A 26,804-nucleotide genomic window follows, 5' to 3' on the forward strand; every position below is an offset into this window, starting at 1 on the left:
CATGAAACAAATTAACGATTTTAAAGACAAACATGTCCTTGTGCTCGGGCTCGCAAAAAGCGGCCTGGCTGCAGCAAGGCTCTTACATAAACTGGGTGCGCACGTGACGGTCAATGATATGCTGCCGCTGGAAGAAAACGAATCAGCGCAGGAGCTTGAGGCAATGGGGCTGAGCGTCGTGTGCGGAAGCCATCCGCCTGAACTCCTCGACGGGGCAGAATACATTGTGAAAAATCCCGGTATTCCATATTCAAACACTCTGCTTGCAAAAGCGCTGGAAATGCAAATTCCAATCGTTACAGAAGTTGAACTAGCCTATTTAATCTCAGAAGCTGACATGATCGGCATTACCGGTTCCAACGGGAAAACGACGACGACGACCCTAATCCATGAAATGCTGCTGTCTGACAGGAAAAAGTCACTCATCGCCGGCAATATCGGAACAGTCGCCTGTGAAGTGGCAGAGAAAGCAGACAAAGACAGTATCATCGTTACAGAGCTTTCTTCTTTTCAGCTGATGGGAACGGAAACATTCCGGCCTAAAATTGCCCTGATGCTGAACTTGTTTGATGCCCATCTTGATTATCACGGCACGAGAGGAGAATATGCTTCTGCAAAATCAAGAATTTATGCCAACCAGCAGAACAGTGATTTTGCTGTTGTCAACGCGGATGATGCCGAGGTTGTAAAAGCAGCTGCCGCCGGTAATGGGGAAAAGATTTTCTTTTCCGTTAAAAAAGAGCTTGAATCAGGAGCGTACATCAAAGACGGTGCCGTTTGGTTCAACGATGAAAAAATCATTGATGTAAAAGAGATCGTTCTTCCAGGCAGACACAACCTTGAAAATATTCTCGCTGCTGTTTGTGCGGTGAAACTGAGCGGTGCAAAAACAGAAGCCATCCGCCGTGTTCTGACTTCTTTCAAAGGGGTCAAACACCGTCTGCAGTTTATCCGCACGATAAATGGCGTTAAATATTACAATGACTCAAAAGCTACGAATATCCTGGCTACTTCAAAAGCTCTCCAGGCATTTGATGCACCGACGGTACTACTTGCCGGCGGCCTTGACCGCGGCAATGAATTTGATGAACTGATTCCTTTCCTCGGGAATGTCAAAACTCTGATTACGTTTGGCCAGACTGCGCCAAAGCTTGAGAGAATAGCAGCAGATGCGGGAATAGAAGAGGTTAAACGTGTCGATAATGTTGAACAGGCGGCTTATGCGGCGTTCAGCTTATCTCAGGAAGGCGACATCGTACTCTTATCCCCGGCATGTGCAAGCTGGGATCAATATAAAACATTTGAACAAAGAGGAGACATGTTTGAGAACGCCGTGCATAAGCTAAAGTAAAGGGCTCGTACACGCGCCCTAATTCCATTATATTGGGGTGTTTGGCGTTGACGGCAAAAAGATCTGCACCGGACTTTATACTAGTCATTATCACGCTGCTCCTTCTGACAATTGGACTGATTATGGTTTACAGTGCAAGCGCAGTATGGGCAACGTATAAATTCGAAGATTCGTTTTTCTTTGCCAAGAGGCAGCTTTTGTTCGCAGGCGTCGGAGTCGTAGCCATGTTCTTCATTATGAATGTGGATTACTGGACGTGGAGAACATGGGCGAAAATGCTTGTCATCGTCTGTTTTATCCTGCTTCTCGCTGTCCTTGTTCCCGGTATCGGGATGGAGAGAAACGGATCAAGAAGCTGGATTGGAGTAGGGGCTTTTTCCATACAGCCTTCTGAATTTATGAAGCTTGCAATGATTGCCTTTTTAGCTAAATTTCTATCGGAAAATCAAAAGAAAATAACCTCCTTTAAAAGAGGGCTTTTGCCGTCGCTGGCATTTGTTTTTACCGCATTCGCGCTGATCATGCTGCAGCCGGATCTCGGAACGGGAACGGTTATGGTCGGGACGTGCATTGTCATGATTTTTGTGGCAGGTGCAAGAATCAGTCATTTCGGTTTACTGGGCCTTCTTGGTGTGGCAGGGTTTGCAGCGCTCGTGCTTTCCGCACCTTACCGGATCAAACGGATTACGTCGTTTTTAAATCCGTGGGAAGATCCTCTCGGAAGCGGCTTTCAAATTATCCAGTCATTATATGCAATCGGGCCGGGCGGTTTGTTTGGACTCGGCCTCGGGCAAAGCAGGCAGAAGTTCTTTTATCTGCCGGAGCCGCAGACAGATTTTATTTTCGCCATTCTTGCCGAGGAACTCGGGTTTATTGGCGGATCGCTGATCATTCTTCTGTTTGGCCTCCTGTTATGGCGCGGAGTGAGGATTGCGCTCGGGGCACCCGACCAGTATGGTTCTTACCTTGCAATCGGCATTATAACAATGGTTGCCATACAGGTAATGATCAATATTGGAGTTGTAACAGGTCTAATGCCCGTAACAGGGATCACTCTGCCGTTTTTAAGCTACGGGGGCTCTTCGCTTACGCTGATGCTGATGGCAGTAGGTGTGCTGCTGAACATAAGCAGATATGCCAGGTATTGACGCTATACGTAACGGGGCCCTGTTGAAAAACAGGGTTCCTCGCGTTTTGCGGGAAAGTGGCTGGTTTTTAAGTCTATAAGAATCTAAAATTGATTGGGCATTGTGCTCATAGAATATAAAAACATACAAAAGGGTTTTAACTGCGGTTCAAGAGGGAAAAGAAGATATTGTGCTTTTACAGGCTCCTTCTGACACAGCAGGGAAAATGACAAACAATTTTTACAGGAGGCTGTCATGGAAAACATACTTAATAAGCTTCAAGAGGCACAGGTAGGAAAGGTTGTTCATAACGAACCTTTAGCGAAACACACAACCATTAAAATCGGGGGACCTGCAGAGATTTTCGTGGAACCAGGCTCCATCAGTGATTTGAAAAAGACAATGGACATTGTGAATGAAAGCGGACTGCCGTGGAGAGCAATCGGACGCGGCTCAAATTTGCTTGTCAGTGACGCAGGAATCAAAGGCGTTGTCATTAAACTCGGCAAGGGCCTCGACCATATGGAGATTGACGGAGAGACGGTGACAGCCGGAGGCGGATACTCTCTGATTAAGCTGACAACACTGCTCACCAAGCAGGGACTGTCAGGTCTTCAATTCGCAGGGGGAATCCCGGGCTCAGTCGGCGGCGCTGTCTATATGAACGCCGGAGCTCACGGATCAGATATGTCTAAAATTCTCATAAAAGCACACATTCTGTTTGAAGACGGAAAAATGGAGTGGCTGACTGCTGATGAACTCGAGTTTTCATACCGCACATCGCTGCTTCAGAAAAAGCGTCCGGGCATCTGCCTTGAAGCCGTCCTGAAGCTTCAAAAAGGGAACAGAGAAGAGATTACGGCACAGCTCCAAAAGAATAAGGATTACCGCAGAGAAACACAGCCGTGGGATTTGCCTAACTGCGGAAGTGTATTCCGCAATCCCCTTCCTTACTATGCAGGACAGCTCATTCAGGAATCAGGACTTAAAGGCCACCAGATCGGCGGCGCGAAAATTTCCGATCTCCACGGAAATTTCATCGTGAACACGGGCACTGCCACTGCAAAAGACGTTCTTGACCTGATTGATTATGTCAAAAAGACGATTTATGACAAGCACGGAGTGAAAATGGAGACGGAGGTTGAAATTGCCGGTCAAATGTGATGATTGCTTATCTCTTTTTCCTTATATTGTGGTATACTATCTTTATTAAAAGCACAGTTGCTAAACGGCATCCAGCATGCCGTTTGTTTCTCTTTTTAAGAAGATTTTACGGCCCCGAAAGTCATTCGGGATGAGGGGTGAATACATGGAAAAAGGCAAAGTCGTTTCGCTTGAAGACAGGGTGCCCAAGTTAAAAGAGCACCGGAGGCAAAAATCAAACCGCAGATTAATAGGTTTTCTATCCGTCTTTTTCATCCTCATACTGCTTGTCATCTACTTTCAGTCTCCGCTGAGCAAAGTGTCTTCCATAGAGGTAAAAGGCAACAGAACTGTTTCTGACGAAGAGATCATTTCTTTGAGCGGAATTACCAAAAAAACAGGTTTTTTCAGCATCGAGGTAAGTGAAGTTCGGGAGGCGCTGTCTGGCTTTGACCAAATTCAGGATGTCCGGATTGAAAAAGAGCTGCCAAATAAGGTAACGATTGCAGTCAATGAGTTTCAGAAAGTAGCATACGTCGTAAATGGGGACAAGTTTTCGCCGATTCTTGAGAACGGAAGAACACTTGATCCTGTAACCGGTGCATTTCCAGATGACGCACCGCTTTTGATGAACTGGAAAAACGCTGAAGAAATAGAAGAAATGGCTCTTGAATTAATGAGCCTGCCTGACAGCATTTCAAATGCCATTTCGGAAATTTATCATACACCTGAAGAAATGGACCGGTGGCATATCACGCTGTACATGAATGACGGCTATGAAGTACAGGCATCTGTCAGAGGTTTTTCAGAAAAGATGAAAAATTATCCTTCCATTGTCAGTCAGCTTGAGCCTGGTGCAAAGGGCATTATCCATATGGAAGTCGGCACATACTTTGAATCATTTGACAAGAGCGGGGAAACTGACCTCACCACTCCTGCTGAAGGAGCTGCAGACGAAACAGAGGCGGAGGCGACGGAACAAAATGAAAATGAAAATGAGGGGTAGGTATGTCATCCTCTCCTTAATCATGCTTGTGCTTGGCTTTCTTGTAGCTTTTTCTTATCAGCTAACGAAAGAAAAACAGCCCGAAAGCGGCATTTCTTCTGAACAATGGGATAAAGAATATGAGACAAGGCAGCTTTTGATCAAGCAGGAGGAACGAAATGCCGAGCTTCAAAAGCAATTGTCTGATACCCAGGAAAAGGTCAGGAAAATTGAAGAAGATCTGAAAAATGAAAAGCAGCTTTATTTTAACCTGGTTGAAGATGCCGAGAAATACCGGATGTATGTAGGAGAGCTCGGTGTAAAAGGAGAGGGCATTGAAGTCACTCTTGAAGATTCTTCCTACATACCTGAAGGTGAAAATGTCAATAATTACATTGTGCATGAAGGCCATATTTTTAAAGTGATCAACGAACTTCTCATATCCGGTGCAAGTGCAGTTGCGATCAATGGACAGAGATTATCGCATGATTCGTATATATATTGTAATGGACCTGTTGTAACTGTGGATGGAAATCAATTTCCCGCACCGTTTGTCATTTCAGCCATCGGCGATCCTGCTGTGCTCGACCAGGCTCTGAATATTGCAGGCGGAGTTGTGGAACAAGTAGCATATGACAACATTGTCATTACCCTTGAGAAAAAAGATGAGATTAAAATGAATCCATTGTTGCAAGAAAAGAAATCTTGACGGGTGGTTGCCTTGAAGAAAAATTTGAAGGGTGTCAGCTTTTCCATACTGACAATGATATTCGGCCTTATGCTTGCTGTTCAGTTTCAGTCCATTCAGGAACCTCAGGTCAGAGATACTAGAGACATGTGGCAGCTGCGGGAGGCACTCAAAACAGAGCAGATGATGCAGTCTGAGCTTCTGCTTGAGATCCGCAAGTATGAAGAGCTGATCGATACATATGAGAATGATGAGAGCCAAAGTGCTGAAAAAACCCTGAAGGAAACTGTAGAAGAGCTAAAGAAAGAAGCAGGGCTGACCGAAGTAACAGGGGAGGGGATTACGATTACGATCTCCCCGCTGTTTGAGGAGTCATTGACACAGACGGAAACAAACAGTGTTGCACCGGATTTGCTGAAGCGTCTTTTAAATGAACTTAATTCCTACGGTGCAGAAAGTATCTCAATAGATGGCCGGAGAGTCGTCAATACGACCGTCATCAGGGACATCAACGGCAAAACGAAGATAGACGGCTACAGCCTGCATTCTTTTCCGCTTGAGATTAAGGTGATTGGCGAGGATGCAGAAAAGCTTTTCAGCCGGTTAAATGGATCAACGGTTATGGATACGTTTGCTGTTGATAATCTCAGACTTTCCATCTCGGAGCCAAAAGGGAACATGACGATCCCTCCGTATGATGATGTGATCAGGGTTCAGAATATGAAACCGTTTGAAAAAGGAGAGAATTCATAATGTGGCTTCCCATTTTAGGGTTGATTCTTGGCATCTCATTGGGACTGCTGACTGATTTCCGGATTCCCGGCGAATATTCGAATTACCTTTCCATAGCCATCCTTGCGGCACTTGATACACTGCTTGGGGGGATTCGCGCGCACTTGCAGAATATGTACGATGAAATGGTGTTTGTATCAGGTTTTTTCTTTAACATCATTTTGGCAGCAAGTTTAGCTTTTCTGGGTGTTCATCTTGGTGTAGACTTGTATTTGGTAGCAATATTTGCTTTTGGAGTCAGACTGTTCCAGAATATTGCCGTCATCAGACGAATCATTATTGCCAATTGGACTGAATCGCGCCAAAAACTTAAAAAAAGTTGATTTTTTAAGAGGGAAAATCAAGGATTTGACGAATACTCACTTTAAGTATCTATTTCATGTTAGAACCTGCACGAAGCAGGCTGGAATTTGTGTGACATGCATGTTTCAAATGTCACAGCATTTTTCAGCATTGTTACAAATATGTAAAACTAGATTCATTGTATTGTTGTTCCTCTAATAATAGAATGGAAATGATAAGTTAAGGAGGTGCCATAGAATGAACAACAATGAAATCTTTGTAAGTCTAGACATCGGTACATCCAGTGTTAAGGTTATCATCGGCGAAATGGCAGATGATAATTTGAACATTATTGGTGTAGGCAATGTTAAATCAGAAGGACTCAGAAAAGGGTCGATCGTCGACATTGACGAGACCGTTCATTCTATTAGAAAAGCGGTAGAACAGGCAGAGAGAATGGTAGGCATCCCGCTTAGAAGAGTTGTAGTGGGAGTGACCGGCAATCATGTTCAGCTTCAGGACTGCCACGGTGTTGTGGCTGTCTCAAGCGAAAACCGCGAAATAGCAAACGAGGACATCAGACGCGTCATTGATGCTGCTCAAGTTATGTCAATACCTCCGGAACGGGAGATCATAGATGTGATTCCTCAGCAGTTTATTGTTGACGGACTGGATGAAATCAGCGATCCGCGCGGAATGATCGGTGTGCGTCTTGAAATGGAAGGCACGATCATTACCGGATCAAGAACGATTTTACATAATCTTCTTCGGTGCGTAGAGAAAGCAGGGCTCGAAATTACAGACATATGCCTGCAGCCGCTTGCATCAGGAGCTGTTGCCCTTTCTAAGGATGAGAAAAACCTTGGCGTAGCCCTAGTTGATATCGGGGGCGGTTCAACAACAATTGCCGTCTTTGACCAAGGTCATCTGCAGACGACAAGCGTCCTGCCAATCGGCGGAGAAAACATAACGAAGGATCTGTCCATCGGTCTTCGCACAACGACGGATGAGGCTGAGCGGATCAAAGTAAAGCATGGACATGCCTACTATGATTACGCCTCTGAAGAAGAAGTGTTTGAAGCGGCCATTATCGGCACAGATCAAAAACAGCAATTTAATCAGCTTGAAATTTCTGATATTATAGAAGCCAGACTGGAAGAAATGTTTGAGCTCGTCCAGCACGAGATTAAGAGACTCGGTGTCAGGGACCTGCCAGGAGGATTTGTTCTCACCGGAGGAACTGTAAGCATGCCAGGAGTGCTTGAAATTGCACAGGATGTGCTTCAGAGCAATGTCCGCATTGCAAGCCCGGATTATATCGGGGTCAGAGAACCGCAGTACATGACTGGAGTAGGCCTGATACAGTTTGCCTTTAAAAATGCGAAAATTCAGGGCCGGAGCATCAGTTCAAATGCTGTTCCGGACAAGGCTGAAATGACAGCGCAAAGAGAGCCTCAGCCGCAGCAGAATCAGCAGCAGCGCGCTAAGGCGAAAGAAAAAGAAGAGAAAAAAGAAAGCAAAGTGAAAAAATTCTTTGGTTACTTCTTTGAATAACATGCATCAAGAGGAAGTCATTCGATGGATTAGGAGGATTTTGTATGTTGGAGTTTGAAAGCAATATTGACGGCATGGCAACGATAAAAGTAATTGGGGTTGGCGGCGGCGGAAACAACGCTGTTAACCGTATGATAGAACATGGTGTTCAGGGTGTAGATTTTATCGCTGTAAACACTGATGCACAGGCTTTGAATCTTTCTAAAGCAGAAACTAGAATGCAGATCGGCTCAAAGCTTACAAGAGGCCTTGGCGCAGGCGCAAACCCTGAAGTCGGCAAAAAAGCAGCTGAAGAAAGCAAAGAGCAGATTGAAGAGGCTTTAAGAGGAGCAGACATGGTCTTCGTTACTGCAGGAATGGGCGGCGGTACAGGTACCGGTGCAGCTCCTGTCATCGCCCAGATCGCTAAAGACCTTGGCGCCCTGACTGTTGGGGTTGTAACACGTCCGTTTACGTTTGAAGGGCGCAAGCGTGCGATGCAGGCTGCCGGCGGTATCTCTTCAATGAAAGAATCAGTTGATACGCTGATTGTTATCCCGAACGACCGTCTTCTTGAAATCGTAGACAAAAACACACCGATGCTTGAAGCTTTCCGCGAAGCGGATAACGTTCTTCGCCAAGGTGTACAAGGCATCTCAGATCTGATTGCTGTCCCTGGACTAATCAACCTTGATTTTGCCGATGTTAAGACAATTATGTCAAATAAAGGTTCATCCCTTATGGGTATCGGGGTTGCAACTGGAGAAAGCAGAGCAGCAGAAGCAGCTAAAAAAGCTATTTCAAGTCCGCTTCTTGAGACATCAATTGACGGCGCACAAGGTGTTCTGATGAACATTACCGGCGGTTCAAACCTAAGTCTTTATGAAGTTCAGGAAGCAGCCGACATCGTTGCTACTGCTTCAGATCAGGACGTAAACATGATCTTCGGTTCTGTTATTAACGAAAACCTGAAGGATGAGATTGTGGTAACTGTTATTGCTACAGGCTTTAACGAAGTTGAAATCAATCACAGCAAACCGCAGTCAAGACCATTTGGAAACACGGCTCCTAAACCATCACCTAAACCTCGTGATGTAAGAGAAATGAAACGTGAACGCGAACGCGAGGAGCCTGCTCAGGACATGTCAAGCCGTTCTATGCAGCAAGGCGATGATACACTTGATATCCCGACATTCCTGCGAAACCGCAATAAACGCAGATAATAGCAAAAAAAGACATGGCCAGAAGCCATGTCTTTTTTTTGCATTTTTCTATTCATAAGACCTGTCTCCTCATATTGTACTGTTCTTCATTGATAAAAGACGTAATTAGTCCCCCGAGAAATCTGCTGATAGTGAGTACCATTCCCTGTATTGTGACAATCTGCTCTGTCTGATCTTTTTATAATGGATAAATTAGGTAAAATGTGTTTATTTTTACAGGCTGGTCTTCCCCATAGTCCGAATGTCCTTTCAAATAATCGGTGTGAATCCCTGTGTTCATCGCCTTTTTAATAGAGTAAAAAAAGACAGGCGTTCCTTCGTCATGATTTACATAACTTTCCATATAAGTAAAATCGATCATTTCTGCAAAAGGGATATTTTGGGTGCAAATAATGACAAAATTTTCAAAAAACTTTCTTTACATTTAGTGTAACAGCTCAGAACGTACATACATTTCAGAGGGAGGGAGGATGCGGAACTGCCTACACCATTATAAGGGGGAATTGAAAGAATGCCGAAGAAATTTGTGAAATCGCTCAGTTTTTTGTCAATCATGATCCTGCTTTTAACCTTGCTTGCGCCAAGTGTGTCAATTGCAAGCACAAACGTCAGCACATCTGTTAAAAATCAAAAAAACATAACGGCTGATAAAGTTTCAAAGAAGGTTGCAGAATCTTTCAAGAAAGAAGAAAAGGTGACGTTTCTCATTAAGCTGAAAGAACAAGTTGATACAGCAAAAGCTGCAAAAAATGCTGCAAAAGCTGAATCCAAAGCAGTTCAGTCTAAATATGAGAAACGGTCGGCTGTCGTTTCTTCCCTTCGTGCAAAAGCCTTTGAAACTCAGCATAATCTGAAAACATACTTAACGAAAGAAGAAAAAGCCGGAAATGCGAAGGACATAAAGTCTTTCTATATCGTAAACGGAATGGCTGTTACGGCTACTAAGGAAGTGATGGAAAAGGTCGCATCTTTCCCGGAAGTGGACAAGGTGCTTCCAAATGAAGTCCGGCAGCTGCATAAGGTTAAAGAGAAAGCAGCAGGTAAACAGACAGAAGCAAACGCCTCTCCTGCAGCAACAGAGTGGAACATCAATCAAGTTGGTGCTCCTGCAGCATGGGAGATGGGCATCGACGGCAGCGGAACCGTTGTTGCTTCGATTGATACAGGTGTTCAATGGGACCACCCGGCATTAAAAGAAAAATACCGCGGCTACAATCCATCTGCACCAAATGCACCTGATCACGAGTTCAGCTGGTTTGATGCTACAGCAAATCAGGAAGCGCCTTATGACGATGATGGGCATGGAACGCACGTAACAGGCACGATGGTAGGCGCAGAGCCGAACGGCAATAACCAAATCGGTGTTGCACCAGGTGCAAAGTGGATTGCTGTCAAAGCATTTACTGCAAATGGCGGAACAGATGCAGATTTGCTTGAGGCAGGAGAGTGGATTCTTGCTCCTAAAGATGCAGCCGGAAATCCGCACCCTGAAATGGCGCCGGATGTAGTCAACAACTCCTGGGGAGGCGGATCAGGGCTTGATGAATGGTACAGGCCGATGGTCAATGCATGGCGCGCTGCAGACATCTTTCCGGAATTCTCTGCAGGCAACACGACATTATTTAACCCGGGAGGTCCGGGATCGATTGCCAACCCGGCAAACTATCCTGAATCCTTTGCAACAGGTGCAACAGACATCAACAACCAATTAGGAAGCTTTTCGCTTCAGGGACCGTCACCTTATAATGAAACAAAGCCTGATATTTCAGCACCGGGCGTAAACATCCGGTCATCTGTTCCAGGCGGAGTTTATGAAGGCGGCTGGAATGGTACATCAATGGCAGGACCTCACGTTTCGGCTGTAGCAGCCCTGCTGAGGCAGGTTGATTCCTCCATTACGGTAGAGGAAATCGAAAACGTACTGACAACTACAGCAACACCACTTACGGATTCAACTTTTACAAACTCACCTAATAACGGATATGGCCATGGACTGGTAAATGCCTATGATGCGGTTTCCTCTCTGATGACAGGTCTTGGAAAAGTAAAAGGTCAGGTTGCCAAAGAAGGAGAAGATGCAGAGGCTCCGGTTATGGAACATACAGGGCCTGCAGAGGCATTCGCGGGTATGAATCTTCCATTAATAGTGAATGTATCCGATAATATCAGCGTGACAAACGTCTTCCTTCATTACCAAAGCAATGGAGGACAATGGCAGACAGCTGAAGCTGCCAGAGTGTCGGGTGATTTCCTTGATGGAAATTACGAAGCAGTCATTCCTGGTGAGGCATTAGAAGAAGGAACACTTGTATATAAGTGGAAAGCTGTTGATTTTGGCGCAAATGAAGTGGTATCAGAAGAATATGAAATCGCCGTTCAGCCAGGCATTACGACTGGCTATGAGCAGGATTTTGAATCAGGCGCTGCAGGATGGACTTCTTACGGAGTGAAAAACAGCTGGGAGCATGGAGCACCTGTAAACGGCCCTGGGAATGCAGCTTCAGGTGAAAACGTTTTTGCGACCAACCTTGACGGCGATTACGAAAACGGGGCAAACATGAATTTGCTTATGCCTCCAATTGATTTGCCGGCAGAAGGAGCTGCGTTCCTTCAATTCAAGCAGTGGCATGAACTTGAAAACCGGTATGATTATGGACATGTTTTCGTTTCAACCGATCAGGAAACATGGACTCAGGCATTACGGGTAAACGGGGTCACTGAAAACTGGATGGACGGACAGGTAGACCTTAGCGGGTATGCAGGAGAGCGCATTTATGTTGCGTTCAACGTTACATCGGACGGCAGCGTCGTAAAAGACGGATGGTACATTGACGATGTAAAACTATCAGATACTCCGATTGAAATTCAGAACAAAGCGTCACTTGGAGTTGAAGGCAAATCTGCAACTGCAGATAAAGCTTCAAAAGAGAAAAAGGAAAAAGTGTATCCGAACAAAATCAAACCCGCACCGTTCACTGCTGCCAAAGGATCAACTGACCATGCACAGCCTGCTGCCCTTCCAATGAGAGCAGAAGTAAGCATTGTTGAAACAGGAAGATCGACATACTCTAGCCTTCAGGACGGCAGCTATGAAATCGTTCATGGTGCAGGAGAATTTACTCTCCAGGCAGAAGCATACGGATTTGCGACAGAAACCATGCCGATTACAATTGAAAACGACGGCATCACAGAAGCAAACTTTGTTCTAGAAGAACTTCCTCAAGGAACAGTGAGCGGAGTAGTGACAAATGAAGCAACAGGCGAGCCGGTTGCAAACGCGACCCTTCTGCTTGTTGAAGATGCCGCCATTACACCTGTTCAAACGAATGAACAAGGGGAATATTCAATTGAAGCCTACGAAGGAGACTATACGCTGAAAGCGATGGCACCTTCTTATTATGCCAAGGACACAAGCATCACGATCGATGCAGAACAGACAACTGTTCAAAATATTACGCTTAAGCCGTTCATCGGGTACCCGGGTGAGATCGGATATGATGACGGGACAGCTGAAAACGCCAGAGCATTTAATGCAGCAGGCAATGGCTGGGCTGTGAAAATGTCTCTTGCTGAAGGAAACGAGAGAGCGATGGTAACGGGCGGACTGTTCAGGTTCTGGGATACAGAATGGCCTGTACCTGGAGGCACTGAATTCCAGGTTGCCATTTACGATGCTTCAGGAACGGACGGTGCACCGGGCAAAAAGCTTGCCGGACCGATCAATGCAGAAGCGCTGCGCAACGGGGAATGGACAATGGTCAACTTGCTTGACCAGGGCGTAGTTGTGGATGGCGATTTCTATATGGTTTACATTCAAACGAAAGCAAACCCTAATTCGCCTGGGCTTGCAACAGATGAAGATGGCGAAAATGCCGGACGCAGCTGGCAGATGGTCAGCGGAGCCTGGTCACCTTCACCTGCTGAAGAAGGAAACTACATGATCAGGGCGATTGTGGACTATGAAGTGACTGCTCCGGAAATTACCTCACCTAAAGACGGTTCTTTCACAAACAAAGAAACGGCTGTTGTAGAGGGTAAAGCATCACCGACAACCACTGTTCATATTTACAATGGAGAAACAGAGGCAGCTTCTGTGCAAGCTACAGAAACCGGCACATTCCGGGCAGAAGTCATGCTGAATACAGGCGAAAATGTTCTGACTGCCAAGTCCAGCACAGATGCAGGCATGACAGATGCATCTAATGCAGTAAAAGTGACGCTGGACAAAACCAAACCAGTATTCACCGTTGAAAATCCTAAAGACGGACAAAAGCTGAACACGGAAGCATTAACGGTCAGCGGAACCGTTGCAGATGATAATCTGGACTGGATAAAAGTTAATGGACAAAAAGCTGCTGTCAAGGACGGCAAATTCTCTAAACGGATTCTGCTTGAAAACGGAGAGAATGTAATAACCGTTCTTGCAGCAGACAAAGCAGGAAACCGTTTGAAGAAAACCGTTAAAGTATATGTGAAATATGATGCACCGGTCATTGAAAATCTAAAACCTGCCGAGGATAAATACATCAAGTCAGGTGAAAGCGTGAAAATAGAATTTGACAGCGAAGAAGATCTGGATGCAACGTTCGTTCTTCATATGCCGCTTACAAACGCGCGCATCCAGAATGCAACAGAGCTTCCGCTGAGAGAAACATCACCAGGACATTACGAGGGCTATTATACGGCAACATCCAATATGAAAGCTGACGGTGCGAGAATCGAAGTCATTGGAAAAGATGACTTTGGCAACGAAACAAGAGCCGTCGCAGATGGCAAACTGTTTATAAACGGCAAAAAACCTGCAAACAAATAAGCTCACAAAGAACTCTCATTCCGGTTGCGGAATGAGAGTTTTTGTTTTTAAAAAGGCTCTTTTCGCAGCTATTGTTGTTTTACTGTGAATCCCTAAAACTATAGTGGAGCGGAAAAGAACAGGTCCGATTGCAAAAACAACACTCTATGCGAAAACAGCCTTGATAATCAAAGCTGATTTGCATACAGAATCTCTTATGCCAATCCACTCTTTTCCATCGACAAATAGCAGCGATATCTATCAAAAATACTCTATATTATCGGCAGTAACTGACAGACTTCACCTGCTGGGCTCAGCTATACTATTACTATCCAATCGGACAGCGCCCTTATTTTTTCTTAGATGTGAAAACCTCAGGGGAAGGAGTTTAACGTGGCCATATATTTGGATGTCATCTGGTTTTTGAATTTTTCTTTTGATCTTTTCCTGCTGCTTTTGACGGCTATATTGCTGAAGCAGAAACTGATGAAGATCAGGATTTTGATTGGAGCCTTGATTGGATCTGGCATCGTTGTCCTTCTGTTCACACCTTTTGCACCCATTGCAACGCATCCTTTAGGCAAATTATCCGTTTCTGTCTTTATGATTTTGGCAGCCTTTGGTTTTAAGAGGTTTAAGTACTTCGCCAAGTGTCTGCTTACTTTTTATTTCGTTACTTTTATGGTAGGCGGGGCCATGATGGGGGCCCATTATTTTATTCAGACGGAAATCGGATTTGCAGACGGAATTTTAATGACAAACTCAGGAGGTTTCGGCGATCCAGTCAGCTGGCTGTTTGTCATCGCCGGCTTTCCTGCAGCCTGGTATTTTTCAAGAAAGAGGCTCGATGATCTTGAAATGAAAAAGATTCAATATGACATGATCGTCTCGGTTTACGTCAGGATTGGTGAAGCATCGTTTACACTGAAGGGCCTGATTGACAGCGGAAATCAGCTTTATGATCCCATCTCAAAGTCCCCGGTCATGATTGCAGATGCCAATAAGCTGAAAGGGCATCTTCCGGATGCGCTGCTTGATATAGCGCTTCAGGAAGATGTGATGACGGCTCTAACCGCGTCAAGTGAATCTCATTCTATGGATAACAGAGTAAGAATTATTCCGTTTCGAGTCGTTGGAAAATCAAATCAGTTTTTAATCGGTTTAAAACCGGATGAGGTCATCGTGACAACAAAAGATGAAACGATTCTTGCTTCAAAAACGATTATCGGGCTGAACCGAACAAGCCTGTCGCCTGAAGGGGAATATGACTGCATTGTTCATCCGAAAATGCTTCAGAGCGGAGCCGTGCAGGACGTTTCATAACGGTTTTTCCGAACGCAGTGACAAGTGCCACCAAAACAAAATTCCAACCGCTTGATGGTACCGAACTCAGGTATAAGTGCCATCAAAACAGAATTTCAACCGCTTGATGGTCCCGAACGCACCGATAAGTGCCATCAAACCAAAATCTCACCCGTTTGATGGTTCTGAACACAGCGATATCGTTATCCTGTAGTAGTGTACTCAGCTGTAAAGGAAAATAGAAGGGAGAGAATCATGAAAAAACTAAAATTGCAGATTACGTATCTCTGGTATAAATTACTGATGAAGCTGGGCCTGAAAACAGATGAAATCCACTATATTGGAGGAAGCGAAGCACTGCCGCCCCCGCTTACAAAGGATGAAGAAGAAGTCCTTCTGAAAAAACTGCCGGGAGGCGATCAGGCGGCACGCTCCATTCTGATTGAAAGAAATTTAAGGCTTGTCGTCTATATTGCCAGAAAGTTTGAGAATACAGGCATTAACATTGAAGATTTGATCAGCATCGGAACAATTGGACTGATCAAAGCTGTCAACACCTTCAATCCGGAAAAGAAAATCAAGCTTGCAACCTATGCATCACGATGCATCGAGAATGAAATCCTGATGTATCTGAGAAGAAACAACAAGATCCGGTCTGAAGTTTCATTTGATGAACCATTGAATATCGACTGGGACGGAAACGAGCTGCTGCTGTCGGATGTTCTCGGAACCGAGGAGGACATCATCACAAAAGATCTTGAAGCCAATGTGGACCGCAAACTTCTCCTTAAAGCTCTTCAGCAGCTGAATGACCGGGAAAAGCAGATCATGGAACTGCGTTTTGGCCTTCAGGGAGGAGAAGAAAAAACGCAGAAAGATGTCGCGGATATGCTTGGGATCTCCCAGTCTTACATATCCAGGCTTGAGAAGAGAATTATCAAAAGATTGCGCAAAGAATTCAATAAAATGGTCTAAAAAAATATTATCCGCCGAATTTCCAGTTCCTGTATGCTTCGGAGTCACTTTCGTGATTTTTGGCTTTTGGACATGTGCATATTTTTCCCACCTAAGGAGATACTTAACTCTGTACAGCAGCTCCTGTTAGGAGGGAAAGATGTGGCAAGAAATAAAGTTGAAATATGCGGAGTAGATACTTCCAAACTTCCAGTCCTGAAAAATGAGGAAATGAGAATCCTGTTCCGCGAGATGCAAAGCGGTAATTCGGATGCACGGGAAAAGCTCGTGAACGGGAATCTTCGCTTGGTTTTGAGCGTCATTCAGCGATTTAACAACCGCGGTGAGTTTGTCGATGACCTGTTTCAAGTTGGCTGTATTGGACTTATGAAATCCATTGATAATTTCGATCTTGGCCAGAATGTAAAATTTTCAACTTATGCTGTACCGATGATTATTGGAGAGATCAGGCGCTATCTGCGCGATAACAATCCGATCCGGGTTTCCAGATCTCTTCGTGATATTGCCTACAAAGCTTTGCAGGTCAGGGAACAATTGATGAGCAAAACCTCAAGAGAACCGACAGCGGAAGAAATATCCCGGGTACTGGAAGTCCCGCATGAAGAAATCGTCTTTGCACTGGATGCCATCCAGGACCCGGTGTCGCTTTTTGAACCGATCTACAACGATGGCGGAGATCCAATCTATGTCATGGATCAGCTCAGTGACGAAAAAAACCGCGATTCACACTGGATTGAAGAAATTGCTTTAAAAGAGGGAATGCGCAGGCTTAATGAGCGTGAAAAACTCATATTGAGAAAACGGTTCTTCCAGGGAAAAACCCAAATGGAAGTGGCGGAGGAAATCGGCATCTCACAAGCGCAGGTATCAAGGCTTGAAAAAGCTGCTATCAAACAAATGAATAAGAATATACAGAACTAGAGCCGTCTTCAGACGGCTCTTTTTCATGAACTTGAGGGAATAGAACGCTCACATTCATACATATAGTTAAGTAGACGGGGGGCGGATGCGATGATGAATATATCTGAATTTCAGACTAAAGATGTTGTCAATGTTTCAGATGGAAAGAAGCTCGGAATGGTATCGGATTTTGATATAAATGTAACGACGGGAAAGATTCAGGCAGTCTTTATAAGCGGGCCTGGCAAAGTTCTCGGTTTTTTCGGCAAGGAGGAAGAAGTCATCGTACCGTGGAGGAACATTGTCAAAATCGGAGAAGATGTGATTTTAGTCCGTGTAAATAGGGAAATAGACCAAAACAGCGAATTAATTTAACAATCTTTCTGTCGGAATGGGAAAGATGTGGTAAAATATAGTCGTATATAAAATGCTTAGAACAGCAAACAGAAGGAATGATCATTTATGACTCAGAATCCGCTTAACCTTCAGCATGAGACATACTTAAACAGCCCGGACTGGGAACAATTAAATGAAGATCTCATTATCGGATTTACAACAAAAAACGGTGGAGTCTCAAGCGGTCACTTTCAGTCTCTGAATCTTGGTCTGCACGTACATGACAATCCCGAGAGTGTAACACAGAACAGGCAGATTATTGCATCAGCCGTGAAAGTGCCTCTTGAACAATGGGTTTATGCAGACCAGGTTCATGACAGCAGCATTTATAAAGCACGCAGGGAAGACCGTTCAAAAGGGACAATGAATTATGCTTCGGCTGTTCCGGAAACAGACGGCCTTTACACAGATGAAGAAGACCTGATGCTTTCGCTCTGCTACGCAGACTGTGTGCCTCTTTTCTTCTATGAACCTGAAAAAAGGCTGGTCGGCACTGCTCATGCAGGCTGGAAAGGTTCAGTCCTTGATATCGGGGGCAAAATGGCCAGAACGTGGACTAAGAACGAAGGCGTCCCGGCAAAATCCATTTACGCCATCATCGGACCATCCATCGGACCTTGCTGCTATACAGTTGATGATTATGTCATTGATAGAGTAAACAAAGCGCTGTCTAAAGATTTCCCTTCTCCATATGAAGAGGTGTCTGCCGGGCAGTATTCGCTTGACTTAAAGCTGCTCAACAAATATTTGCTTTTGAAAGCAGGACTGAGTGAGTCCCGCATATTGACAAGTCCGCTTTGTACAAGCTGCGAATCTTCCCTGTTTTTTTCACACAGGAGAGATCAGGGCAAAACCGGAAGAATGGCTGGATTTATCGGTTTAAAGGGGAGGCAAAAACAACTGTGAGCGTGAAACAGAATTTAGAGGAAATACGTGCCAGAATTAAACATACATGCAGTAAAACAGACCGCAATCCGGATGAGATCAGCCTGATTGCCGTCACGAAATATGTCAGCATCGAACGGGCGAAAGAAGCTGTTGAAGCAGGCATTGCCCATCTTGGCGAAAACAGAAACGAAGGTCTTGCCGAAAAACATGAAGCTATAGGCAACAGCGCTTCATGGCATTTTATCGGAACCCTTCAGACGAGAAAAGTAAAAGACATGATTGATAAAGCAGACTACATACATTCCCTGGACAGGCTTTCGCTAGCTAAAGAAATTGATAAACGGGCCGATGATAAAGTAAAGTGCTTCATTCAGGTGAATACGTCGGGAGAAGAATCCAAGCATGGCATGACACCTGAGGAAGTTCTCCCATTTGTTAAGGAGCTTGAGAATTATCCGAACATTCTTGTCGTCGGGTTAATGACTATGGCACCTAACACAGATGATGAACATGTATTGAGAGAATCCTTCAAAAGGCTCCGTACATTGCGCGGGGAAGTAACATCCCTTCATCTGCCGTATGCACCTTGCAGTGAGCTTTCTATGGGAATGTCGAATGACTTTGAAATAGCGGTTGAAGAAGGCGCTACTTTCATCCGCATCGGCTCAGCCCTGGTTGGATAAGAAATCGGAGGTGTCACGTACATGAGTATTAAAAATAAGTTTAAAAGCTTTTTTGCCCTTGATGAGGAGGAATATGAATACGTTGAGCAGGAGAGGCATCAGGACTATGATTACGAGGAAGAACAGCCGTTTACTCCAAAGCCGCAGCAGACCAAACAGAATGTTGTCAGTTTGCAAAGTGTTCAGAAATCATCTAAAGTGGTTTTATGCGAGCCGAGGGTATACGCCGAAGCACAGGATGTTGCCGATCAGCTGAAGAACAGACGGGCAGTTGTTGTCAATCTGCAGCGCATTCAGCATGACCAGGCAAAGCGCATTGTAGACTTTTTAAGCGGAACTGTGTACGCTATAGGTGGAGACATTCAGAAAATAGGAGCGAATATTTTCCTGTGCACACCGGATAACGTTGATGTTGCAGGCTCGATTTCAGAAATTGTCTCGGAAGAAGATCAGAGGTGGTAAAAATAAATGGGCGTAGTAGCTGATGTTTTATTTACGTTGTTGCAGGTTTATTCTTATGCGATTATTATTTACATCTTGCTTTCATGGTTTCCGAATGCAAGAGAAAGCAGTTTCGGACAGCTGCTTGCTAAAATTGTAGAGCCGTACCTTGAACCTTTCCGCAGGTTTATTCCGCCGCTTGGCATGATTGACATCTCACCAATTGTTGCACTTCTTGCTCTGCGATTTGCAGGATACGGGCTTAACTCGATTTTCACAATGATTGGATAAGATACAGGCGGTGCCGTACATAACGGCACTGTTTTCATTTTGGCATCAATTTATAAGAGCTTAACGAAAAGGCTGGAAGATTAATATGGACCACATTTATCAGCACTTCAGACAGGAAGAACGGCATTTTATCGATCAGGCTTCAGAATGGAAAGAAAGTGTCATGAACAGCTATGCTCCAAAATTGACGGATTTTCTTGACCCGAGAGAGCAGGAAATGGTTAAAGCAGTCGTCGGATCAAGCACCGATGTGTGTCTTCAGTTTTCGGGAGAGAATATGGAACGAAAACGGGCTTTGCTTTATCCGGACTACTTTGTTCCTTCCCATGAGGATTTCCAGCTTTCCCTGCTTGAAATCGGATATCCGTCTAAGTTTGTTAGCATCGAACACCGGCAAGTACTGGGTGCTTTAATGTCACTCGGGCTCAAACGGTCAAAATTCGGCGATCTGCTGTTTTCCGGCGACCGGATACAGCTGGTTGCTGCAAAAGAAACAGAATCTTTTCTTTTGATGAATCTGACTGAAATCGGCCGGGCAAAAGTTTCGCTGAGCGCACTTGACTGGAGTGAGCGCATCCTCCATGTGGAAGAAATGCTGGAAAAAACAGCGACCGTCAGTTCCTTAAGGCTTGATGCTGTTGCAGCATCTGTTTATAACATTTCCCGGCAAAAAATCGGCGCGCTAGTTCAGACGGGTTATGTGAAAGTAAACTTTCGGGTCATCGAGCAGCCGTCATTTGAATGCAGAGAGGGAGACACGCTTTCTGTCAGAGGCCACGGCAGATCCAAAATCTTGTCGATTGATGGCAGAACAAAGAAAGATAAGTGGAAAATCTCATACGGCATTCAAAAATAAATTTGGGGAAATAGAAGGATTTTTGCCTTTTCTGTCAAAATATGAATTATACTTGAAGAAAGATCGAATGATCAATACATACTGGAGGTGGCAGAAGTGCCGTTAACACCGCTTGATATCCATAACAAAGAATTTAACAAAGGGTTCCGGGGCTATGACGAGGACGAAGTCAATGAGTTCCTCGACCAGGTCATCAAAGATTATGAGCTTGCCATCCGCGAGAAAAAAGAACTCGAAAACAAAGTGACTGAACTGAACGAACGCATTGGTCATTTTTCAAATATCGAGGAAACACTCAATAAATCCATTCTTGTAGCGCAGGAGGCTGCTGAGGAAGTCCGCCGCCACGCACAAAAGGAAGCTAAGCTGATTGTGAAGGAAGCAGAGAAAAACGCTGACCGGATCATTAATGAATCCCTTTCTAAATCAAGAAAAATAGCTGTGGAAATTGAAGAGCTGAAAAAGCAGTCGAAAGTTTTCAGAACACGCTTCCAGATGCTGATTGAAGCACAGCTTGACCTTCTTAAAAATGATGACTGGGATCACCTCCTTGAGTATGAACTTGAATCATTATACGAGGAACGCGAAGAATCAAAAGTGCAGTCTTGACTTTGAAGCACCATTTCACATATAATTTGATGACTACTATTAAATAAATGATTAAAAAACCATGACAGGGACAGTAGCAGTATGAAATCTTTTAAAGCGAGCCGGAGTTGGTGCGAGTCCGGCAAAGAAGCAAACTTGCGAAAATCACCCTCGAGTTTTTTTGCTGAACCTATAGAATCAGTAAGCAAAAACGCGTTATTCACGTTACGAATCTCAAAGAGGATAAGCAGTTTTTTAGTTTATCTAAAAGGGTGGTACCGCGAGAAACCTTCTCGTCCCTTCTGGGATGAGAAGGTTTTTTGTGTTTTCTCTGCCCTATTACAAACTGTCTGGAGGAATACCGATGGAGTACAAAGATACCCTGCTGATGCCGAAAACCGAATTTCCAATGAGAGGAAACCTTCCTAACCGCGAACCGCAAATTCAGGAAAAATGGGAAGAAATGACGATTTACCAAAAAGTTCAGGAGCGCACAAAAGACCGCCCGATGTTTATTCTTCATGACGGACCGCCGTATGCAAATGGAGATATCCACATGGGCCATGCACTGAACAAAGTGCTGAAGGATTTTATCGTCCGCTATAAATCAATGAGCGGATACAACGCTCCGTATGTTCCGGGCTGGGACACACATGGTCTGCCGATTGAAACGGCTCTTACTAAAAACAAAAAAGTAAACCGCAAAGAATTAAGTGTAGCTGAATTCCGCAAGCTGTGCGCAGAGTATGCATGGGAGCAAATCAACAATCAGCGTGAGCAGTTTAAGCGTCTCGGTGTTCGCGGTGACTGGGAAAACCCTTATGTGACGCTGAATCCGGAGTATGAAGCCCAGCAGATCAAAGTGTTCGGGGAAATGGCGAAGAAAGGGTACATCTATAAAGGATTAAAGCCGGTTTACTGGTCACCTTCAAGTGAGTCTGCTCTTGCAGAAGCCGAAATCGAGTATTATGACAAACGCTCTGCTTCTATTTATGTAGCATTTACTGTTGCACAGGGAAATGAAGTGCTGAGCGGCGGAGAAAAAATCATTATCTGGACGACTACTCCGTGGACGATTCCTGCAAACCTTGGCATTGCTGTTCATCCGGACCTTGAGTATACGGTGGCAGATGCAGGCGGGGAATCATTCGTTGTTGCATCAGCATTGCTTGAAACGGTAGCTAAAGAACTCGGATGGGAAGACTATAAGGCTGTCAAAACATTCAAAGGCGCAGAGATCGAAAGAGTGTCTGCAAAGCATCCGCTGTATGACCGCGAATCCCTCGTTGTTCTGGGCGAACATGTTACGACAGATGCCGGTACCGGCTGCGTTCATACTGCACCTGGCCATGGGGAAGATGACTTTATCGTCGGTCAGAAATACGGTCTTGGTGTTCTTTGTCCGGTTGATGAAAAGGGACATATGACAAGCGAAGCTCTAGGGTTTGAAGGCATGTTCTATGATGCGGCAAACAAGCCGATTACAGAAAAGCTTGAAGAAGCAGGCGCACTGCTTAAGCTTTCGTTCATCACACACTCATACCCTCATGACTGGAGAACGAAAAAACCGACAATTTTCCGTGCAACTGCCCAGTGGTTTGCATCCATCAAGGATTTCCGCGAGGATCTTCTTCAGGCGGTAAAAGATACGAAATGGGTACCTGCCTGGGGCGAGACAAGATTGTTCAACATGGTTCGCGACCGCGGGGACTGGTGTATTTCCAGACAGCGTGCATGGGGAGTTCCGATTCCTGTCTTTTATGCAGAAAATGGAGAGCCGATCATTACGGATGAAACAATCGATCATGTATCCGGCCTGTTCCGCGAGCACGGTTCAAACATCTGGTTTGAACGTGAAACAAAAGATCTTCTTCCTGAGGGATTCACGCATCCTGGCAGCCCGAATGGAAACTTCACGAAAGAACAGGACATCATGGATGTCTGGTTCGACTCTGGTTCATCGCATCAGGCAGTATTGCTTGAAAGAGATGATCTGCAGCGTCCGGCAGACCTTTATTTGGAAGGCTCTGATCAATACCGCGGCTGGTTTAACTCTTCCCTGTCCACAGGTGTTGCTGTAACAGGAAAAGCTCCATATAAAGGCGTTCTCAGCCATGGTTTTGCCCTGGACGGAGAAGGACGCAAAATGAGTAAATCTCTTGGGAACGTTGTGCTGCCTTCAAAAGTTATGAACCAGCTTGGGGGAGACATTCTTCGTCTTTGGGTTGCTTCTGTTGACTACCAGGCTGATGTAAGAGTTTCAGACAACATTCTGAAGCAAGTGGCTGAGGTGTACAGAAAAATCCGCAATACTTTCCGTTTCCTTCTTGGAAACCTTGCTGATTTTAATCCGGAAACAGATGCCCTCGCGTTTGACGAGCTTCGCGATGTTGACCGTTACATGATGGTTAAGCTGAACAAGCTGACAGACAAAGTGAAAAAATCGTATGAAGACTATGAGTTCGCGGCCATCTTCCATGCGGTTCATAATTTCTGCACGATCGAACTGAGCTCCTTCTATCTGGATTTCGCTAAAGATGTTCTCTACATCGAAGCTCCTGATAACAAAGAGCGCCGCGCCATTCAGACCGTTCTTTATGACACGCTGCTTTCACTTGTCAAGCTGGTTGCTCCAATTCTTCCTCACACGGCTGATGAAGTATGGGCACACATTGACTCTGTTTCAGAAGAAAGCGTTCAGCTGACAGATATGCCTGAAAGCAAAGAAATTGCCGGCGCTGACCTGCTTGAGAAGAAATGGGATGCTTTCATGGAGCTTCGCGATGATGTCTTAAAGGCACTTGAAGAAGCCCGCAATGAAAAAGTAATCGGCAAATCGCTGACTGCAAGCATCGAAGTATATGCGAACGGTGAAGCGAAACAATTGCTCCAATCCATTGATGAAAACTTAAAGCAGCTGTTCATTGTATCAGGCTTTAAGCTTGCAGGTAATTATGAGGACGCTCCTGAGGATGCACATACTTGCGAAAAAGTAAAAATCACCGTTAAGCCTGCTGAAGGCGAAACATGTGAAAGATGCTGGGTTGTCACAACCGATGTGGGCGAAAATGAAAATCATAAAACACTCTGCACGCGCTGTGCAGCGATTGTTGACGAACATTATACGACTGCTTAAACACATAGAAAAACCGCTGAATTGATCAGCGGTTTTTTTGTGTGCACTCCTATTGATTAAACGGCTGATTCTGCTTTTCGTGGTGTTTAGCTCCGCCTCCCAGTCCTTCTGTCAGAACAAAATCCCCCAAAAAGTCAAACCCGGACTTTTCCGGTGATTTCTTATCTTACTGCCAGGCCTAAACGGTCGGCTCCGCTTTTCGTGGTGGTGTCCAGCTCCGCCTCCCAGTCCTTCTGTCAGAACAAAATCCCCAAAAAAGTCAAACCCGGACTTTTAGGTGATTTCTTTTCTGCCTGTCGGAGCTAAACGGCTGATTCCGCTTTTCGCGGTGTCCAGCTCCATCGCCCAACTCCTCTGTCAGAACGGAACCGTGGGCAAAGGCAAAAAGCGCCTTTACCGCCGTTTCCTTATCTGACTCCCGGAGCTAAACGGGCGATTCCGCTTTTCTTATTCCCTCCACAGGAAAATTCTTATCAGCGTGAGGGCCTTCAATCCGGATAGACTATAGGTACAAAGCCAAGCCACAAGGAGATGTCCGCTATGAGTATAGATGCTATCTGGCATGAGCTTCAATTGATGCAGCGAGAGCTTAAGTCAAGGCTTTTCGATCATTGTCTGTTTGATATGGAGACAGAACAGCCTCATTTATTTTATCCATACAAAGAAAAAACAATTATGGGACATGTGAAAGAAGAGCTGAACGACGTTGAGAGAGCGCTCCTTAAAATAAAAAACGGAACGTACGGCATTTGTGAAGAAACCGGACTTGCAATTGAACTTGAAAAATTAGCGATTATCCCCACTGCAAGAAGCATACATGATTTTGCTTTTCAGGAACTGTATGAACGAAAATCCCTGCCTCATACTTATTATCATCCATCCCTTTATTTAGAAGCAGAAGAATATCAGTAATACCATCAGACAAGCTTTGCTCTTCTATTTTGCCTGTGATACAATTCAGAAGTATATTATAGGAAAGTTGGGGAAAGCTTGTGCTTTACTATCTCATCGCACTTGTGATTATTGCACTGGATCAGCTGACAAAATGGCTGATTGTAAAAGAACTTGAAATCGGAGAAAGCATACCGGTTATTGAAAATGTCCTGTACATTACCTCACATCGGAATCAGGGAGCTGCCTGGGGAATTCTTCAGGGCCAGATGTGGTTTTTTTACGTGATTACAATTATCGTTGTAGCCGGCCTGGTTGTTTACATTCAAAAATATACAAACGGAAGCCGTCTGATGGGGATCGCACTTGGCTTAATGCTTGGCGGTGCAATCGGCAACTTTATTGACAGAGTGATTCATCAGGAAGTGGTTGATTTTGTCCAAACCTATATTGGTACATACCCGTTTCCAATTTTCAATGTAGCGGATTCTGCTCTTTGTGTGGGAGTAGCGCTGCTCTTTATTGTCATGCTTTTAGATGGGAAACAAGAGAAGGAGAAAGTGAATGAACAGCATAGAAATTAAGATTGATGACAGCAATAAATATGAACGCCTTGATAAGCTGCTTGCTGCTGAAAATGCAGACTGGTCAAGAAGCCAGGTTCAGATCTGGATTAAAGAGGGACATGTGAAAGTGAATGACGGGGAGTCAAGAAGCAATTATAAAGTTCAGCCCGGTGATACAGTCACTCTTCTCATTCCGGATCCTGAGCCGCTTGATGTTCTGCCGGAAGAAATGAATCTTGATGTTTATTATGAGGATGCAGACGTTCTTGTTGTCAATAAACCTAAAGGGATGGTTGTCCATCCTGCACCTGGACATTTATCAGGAACACTTGTAAATGGACTCATGGCCCACTGCAAAGACCTTTCAGGTATAAACGGCGTTATGAGACCCGGCATTGTCCACCGGATTGATAAAGATACTTCAGGACTTCTGATGGTTGCCAAAAACGACATTGCGCATGAGTCGCTGGTTAACCAGCTTGTGGAAAAATCGGTTACAAGACGGTATCAGGCGATTGTTCATGGGATTATTCAGCATGACAAGGGAACAGTTGATGCTCCGATCGGCCGCGATAAACAGGACCGCCAGAGCATGACGGTTACAAATGAGCACAGCAAGGACGCTGTCACTCATTTTCATGTTATTGACCGCTTTGCGGGCTTCACGCTGATTGAGTGCCAGCTTGAGACAGGCAGAACGCATCAGATCAGAGTTCATATGAAATACATTGGTTTCCCTATTGTCGGCGATCCGAAATACGGCCCGAAAAAAACGCCGAATATCGGAGGCCAGGCGCTTCATGCAGGCGTTCTCGGCTTTAAGCATCCCCGCACGGGCGAGTACCTTGAATTTAATGCTCCTCTTCCTGCTGAATTTCAGCAGGTAATCGAAGATCTGAAAAAAAGTCATTGACACAAGCCATATGATTTGTCATAATAGCTGTAGTTGAAAATGAACCTTTAAGACAGTCCCGT

The 26,804-nt window shown here is 44.9% G+C and carries 24 protein-coding genes and 1 other annotated feature; all 24 genes read left to right on the forward strand.

The window, feature by feature from the left end; all coding sequences use genetic code 11:
• Window position 1 precedes the first annotated feature (1 nt).
• Complete coding sequence (gene murD / locus AZ46_RS04320; protein WP_029285014.1) at window positions 2-1,351, forward strand: UDP-N-acetylmuramoyl-L-alanine--D-glutamate ligase; 1,350 nt, start codon at window positions 2-4, stop codon at window positions 1,349-1,351.
• A 47-nt stretch (window positions 1,352-1,398) separates the two neighbouring features.
• The gene (gene spoVE, locus AZ46_RS04325) at window positions 1,399-2,499 is read left to right on the forward strand and encodes a stage V sporulation protein E (RefSeq protein ID WP_029285012.1); all 1,101 of its coding nucleotides are present in this window, start codon (window positions 1,399-1,401) and stop codon (window positions 2,497-2,499) included.
• Between the two features lie 234 nt (window positions 2,500-2,733).
• Window positions 2,734-3,642, forward strand: coding sequence for a UDP-N-acetylmuramate dehydrogenase (gene murB / locus AZ46_RS04330; protein WP_029285010.1), 909 nt, complete (start codon window positions 2,734-2,736; stop codon window positions 3,640-3,642).
• Window positions 3,643-3,787: 145 nt separating this feature from the next.
• On the forward strand, window positions 3,788-4,627 hold the full coding sequence (locus AZ46_RS04335) for a cell division protein FtsQ/DivIB (RefSeq protein WP_081414069.1): 840 nt from the start codon (window positions 3,788-3,790) through the stop codon (window positions 4,625-4,627).
• Window positions 4,617-5,315, forward strand: a complete 699-nt coding sequence (locus AZ46_RS04340) for a DUF881 domain-containing protein (RefSeq protein WP_029285006.1) — start codon at window positions 4,617-4,619, stop codon at window positions 5,313-5,315. The genes AZ46_RS04335 and AZ46_RS04340 overlap by 11 nt, the downstream gene beginning before the upstream one ends.
• 12 nt (window positions 5,316-5,327) lie before the next feature.
• Window positions 5,328-6,047 (forward strand): DUF881 domain-containing protein, encoded by a 720-nt coding sequence (locus AZ46_RS04345; protein WP_029285004.1) that lies wholly within the window; start codon window positions 5,328-5,330, stop codon window positions 6,045-6,047.
• Window positions 6,047-6,409, forward strand: coding sequence for a small basic family protein (locus tag AZ46_RS04350; protein ID WP_029285002.1), 363 nt, complete (start codon window positions 6,047-6,049; stop codon window positions 6,407-6,409). The genes AZ46_RS04345 and AZ46_RS04350 overlap by 1 nt, the downstream gene beginning before the upstream one ends.
• Window positions 6,410-6,626: 217 nt before the next feature.
• Complete coding sequence (gene ftsA / locus AZ46_RS04355; protein WP_029285000.1) at window positions 6,627-7,922, forward strand: cell division protein FtsA; 1,296 nt, start codon at window positions 6,627-6,629, stop codon at window positions 7,920-7,922.
• Window positions 7,923-7,966: 44 nt separating this feature from the next.
• Window positions 7,967-9,124: a cell division protein FtsZ gene (gene ftsZ, locus AZ46_RS04360; protein ID WP_029284998.1), complete on the forward strand. Its 1,158-nt coding sequence runs from the start codon at window positions 7,967-7,969 to the stop codon at window positions 9,122-9,124.
• A gap of 511 nt (window positions 9,125-9,635) precedes the next feature.
• Window positions 9,636-13,937 carry a S8 family peptidase gene (locus AZ46_RS04365; protein WP_029284996.1) on the forward strand — a complete coding sequence of 1,434 codons (4,302 nt, stop codon included), beginning with the start codon at window positions 9,636-9,638 and terminating at the stop codon, window positions 13,935-13,937.
• A 372-nt stretch (window positions 13,938-14,309) separates the two neighbouring features.
• The gene (gene spoIIGA / locus AZ46_RS04370; protein ID WP_029284994.1) at window positions 14,310-15,239 is read left to right on the forward strand and encodes a sigma-E processing peptidase SpoIIGA; all 930 of its coding nucleotides are present in this window, start codon (window positions 14,310-14,312) and stop codon (window positions 15,237-15,239) included.
• 234 nt (window positions 15,240-15,473) lie between these two features.
• Complete coding sequence (gene sigE / locus AZ46_RS04375; protein WP_029284992.1) at window positions 15,474-16,193, forward strand: RNA polymerase sporulation sigma factor SigE; 720 nt, start codon at window positions 15,474-15,476, stop codon at window positions 16,191-16,193.
• A gap of 72 nt (window positions 16,194-16,265) precedes the next feature.
• Entirely contained in the window at window positions 16,266-17,114 is an 849-nt protein-coding gene (sigG, locus tag AZ46_RS04380) for an RNA polymerase sporulation sigma factor SigG (RefSeq protein ID WP_087946299.1), read from the forward strand.
• Window positions 17,115-17,204: 90 nt separating this feature from the next.
• Complete coding sequence (locus tag AZ46_RS04385; protein ID WP_029284990.1) at window positions 17,205-17,468, forward strand: YlmC/YmxH family sporulation protein; 264 nt, start codon at window positions 17,205-17,207, stop codon at window positions 17,466-17,468.
• A gap of 87 nt (window positions 17,469-17,555) precedes the next feature.
• On the forward strand, window positions 17,556-18,395 hold the full coding sequence (gene pgeF / locus AZ46_RS04390; protein ID WP_029284989.1) for a peptidoglycan editing factor PgeF: 840 nt from the start codon (window positions 17,556-17,558) through the stop codon (window positions 18,393-18,395).
• Window positions 18,392-19,060, forward strand: a complete 669-nt coding sequence (locus AZ46_RS04395; RefSeq protein ID WP_029284988.1) for a YggS family pyridoxal phosphate-dependent enzyme — start codon at window positions 18,392-18,394, stop codon at window positions 19,058-19,060. The genes pgeF and AZ46_RS04395 overlap by 4 nt, the downstream gene beginning before the upstream one ends.
• Window positions 19,061-19,081: 21 nt before the next feature.
• Entirely contained in the window at window positions 19,082-19,522 is a 441-nt protein-coding gene (locus AZ46_RS04400) for a cell division protein SepF (RefSeq protein ID WP_029284987.1), read from the forward strand.
• Window positions 19,523-19,528: 6 nt separating this feature from the next.
• Complete coding sequence (locus tag AZ46_RS04405) at window positions 19,529-19,792, forward strand: YggT family protein (protein WP_029284986.1); 264 nt, start codon at window positions 19,529-19,531, stop codon at window positions 19,790-19,792.
• Between the two features lie 85 nt (window positions 19,793-19,877).
• A complete protein-coding gene (locus tag AZ46_RS04410) occupies window positions 19,878-20,648 on the forward strand; it encodes a YlmH family RNA-binding protein (protein ID WP_029284985.1) in 771 nt (256 codons plus the stop codon).
• A gap of 96 nt (window positions 20,649-20,744) precedes the next feature.
• The gene (locus tag AZ46_RS04415) at window positions 20,745-21,257 is read left to right on the forward strand and encodes a DivIVA domain-containing protein (protein WP_029284984.1); all 513 of its coding nucleotides are present in this window, start codon (window positions 20,745-20,747) and stop codon (window positions 21,255-21,257) included.
• A 52-nt stretch (window positions 21,258-21,309) separates the two neighbouring features.
• Window positions 21,310-21,540, forward strand: a binding site (T-box leader).
• Between the two features lie 60 nt (window positions 21,541-21,600).
• Window positions 21,601-24,372 (forward strand): isoleucine--tRNA ligase, encoded by a 2,772-nt coding sequence (ileS, locus tag AZ46_RS04420; RefSeq protein WP_029284983.1) that lies wholly within the window; start codon window positions 21,601-21,603, stop codon window positions 24,370-24,372.
• 540 nt (window positions 24,373-24,912) lie between these two features.
• Window positions 24,913-25,284, forward strand: a complete 372-nt coding sequence (locus AZ46_RS04425; RefSeq protein ID WP_029281480.1) for a TraR/DksA family transcriptional regulator — start codon at window positions 24,913-24,915, stop codon at window positions 25,282-25,284.
• Window positions 25,285-25,364: 80 nt separating this feature from the next.
• Window positions 25,365-25,847, forward strand: a complete 483-nt coding sequence (lspA, locus tag AZ46_RS04430) for a signal peptidase II (protein ID WP_029281478.1) — start codon at window positions 25,365-25,367, stop codon at window positions 25,845-25,847.
• On the forward strand, window positions 25,828-26,742 hold the full coding sequence (locus AZ46_RS04435; RefSeq protein ID WP_029281476.1) for an RluA family pseudouridine synthase: 915 nt from the start codon (window positions 25,828-25,830) through the stop codon (window positions 26,740-26,742). The genes lspA and AZ46_RS04435 overlap by 20 nt, the downstream gene beginning before the upstream one ends.
• Window positions 26,743-26,804 lie beyond the last annotated feature (62 nt).

Source organism: Metabacillus indicus LMG 22858, assembly GCF_000708755.2.
GTDB lineage: Bacteria > Bacillota > Bacilli > Bacillales > Bacillaceae > Bacillus_P > Bacillus_P indicus.

Coding starts and splice junctions, on each gene's coding strand:
- ftsA (WP_029285000.1), top strand. CDS start 6,627: ATGAACAACAATGAAATCTTTGTAAGTCTAGACATCGGTACATCCAGT.
- AZ46_RS04435 (WP_029281476.1), top strand. CDS start 25,828: ATGAACAGCATAGAAATTAAGATTGATGACAGCAATAAATATGAACGC.
- AZ46_RS04350 (WP_029285002.1), top strand. CDS start 6,047: ATGTGGCTTCCCATTTTAGGGTTGATTCTTGGCATCTCATTGGGACTG.
- AZ46_RS04335 (WP_081414069.1), top strand. CDS start 3,788: ATGGAAAAAGGCAAAGTCGTTTCGCTTGAAGACAGGGTGCCCAAGTTA.
- sigG (WP_087946299.1), top strand. CDS start 16,266: ATGTGCATATTTTTCCCACCTAAGGAGATACTTAACTCTGTACAGCAG.
- AZ46_RS04365 (WP_029284996.1), top strand. CDS start 9,636: ATGCCGAAGAAATTTGTGAAATCGCTCAGTTTTTTGTCAATCATGATC.
- AZ46_RS04405 (WP_029284986.1), top strand. CDS start 19,529: ATGGGCGTAGTAGCTGATGTTTTATTTACGTTGTTGCAGGTTTATTCT.
- ileS (WP_029284983.1), top strand. CDS start 21,601: ATGGAGTACAAAGATACCCTGCTGATGCCGAAAACCGAATTTCCAATG.
- AZ46_RS04385 (WP_029284990.1), top strand. CDS start 17,205: ATGATGAATATATCTGAATTTCAGACTAAAGATGTTGTCAATGTTTCA.
- ftsZ (WP_029284998.1), top strand. CDS start 7,967: ATGTTGGAGTTTGAAAGCAATATTGACGGCATGGCAACGATAAAAGTA.
- AZ46_RS04410 (WP_029284985.1), top strand. CDS start 19,878: ATGGACCACATTTATCAGCACTTCAGACAGGAAGAACGGCATTTTATC.
- murD (WP_029285014.1), top strand. CDS start 2: ATGAAACAAATTAACGATTTTAAAGACAAACATGTCCTTGTGCTCGGG.
- AZ46_RS04340 (WP_029285006.1), top strand. CDS start 4,617: ATGAGGGGTAGGTATGTCATCCTCTCCTTAATCATGCTTGTGCTTGGC.
- murB (WP_029285010.1), top strand. CDS start 2,734: ATGGAAAACATACTTAATAAGCTTCAAGAGGCACAGGTAGGAAAGGTT.
- AZ46_RS04425 (WP_029281480.1), top strand. CDS start 24,913: ATGAGTATAGATGCTATCTGGCATGAGCTTCAATTGATGCAGCGAGAG.
- sigE (WP_029284992.1), top strand. CDS start 15,474: ATGAAAAAACTAAAATTGCAGATTACGTATCTCTGGTATAAATTACTG.
- AZ46_RS04400 (WP_029284987.1), top strand. CDS start 19,082: ATGAGTATTAAAAATAAGTTTAAAAGCTTTTTTGCCCTTGATGAGGAG.
- pgeF (WP_029284989.1), top strand. CDS start 17,556: ATGACTCAGAATCCGCTTAACCTTCAGCATGAGACATACTTAAACAGC.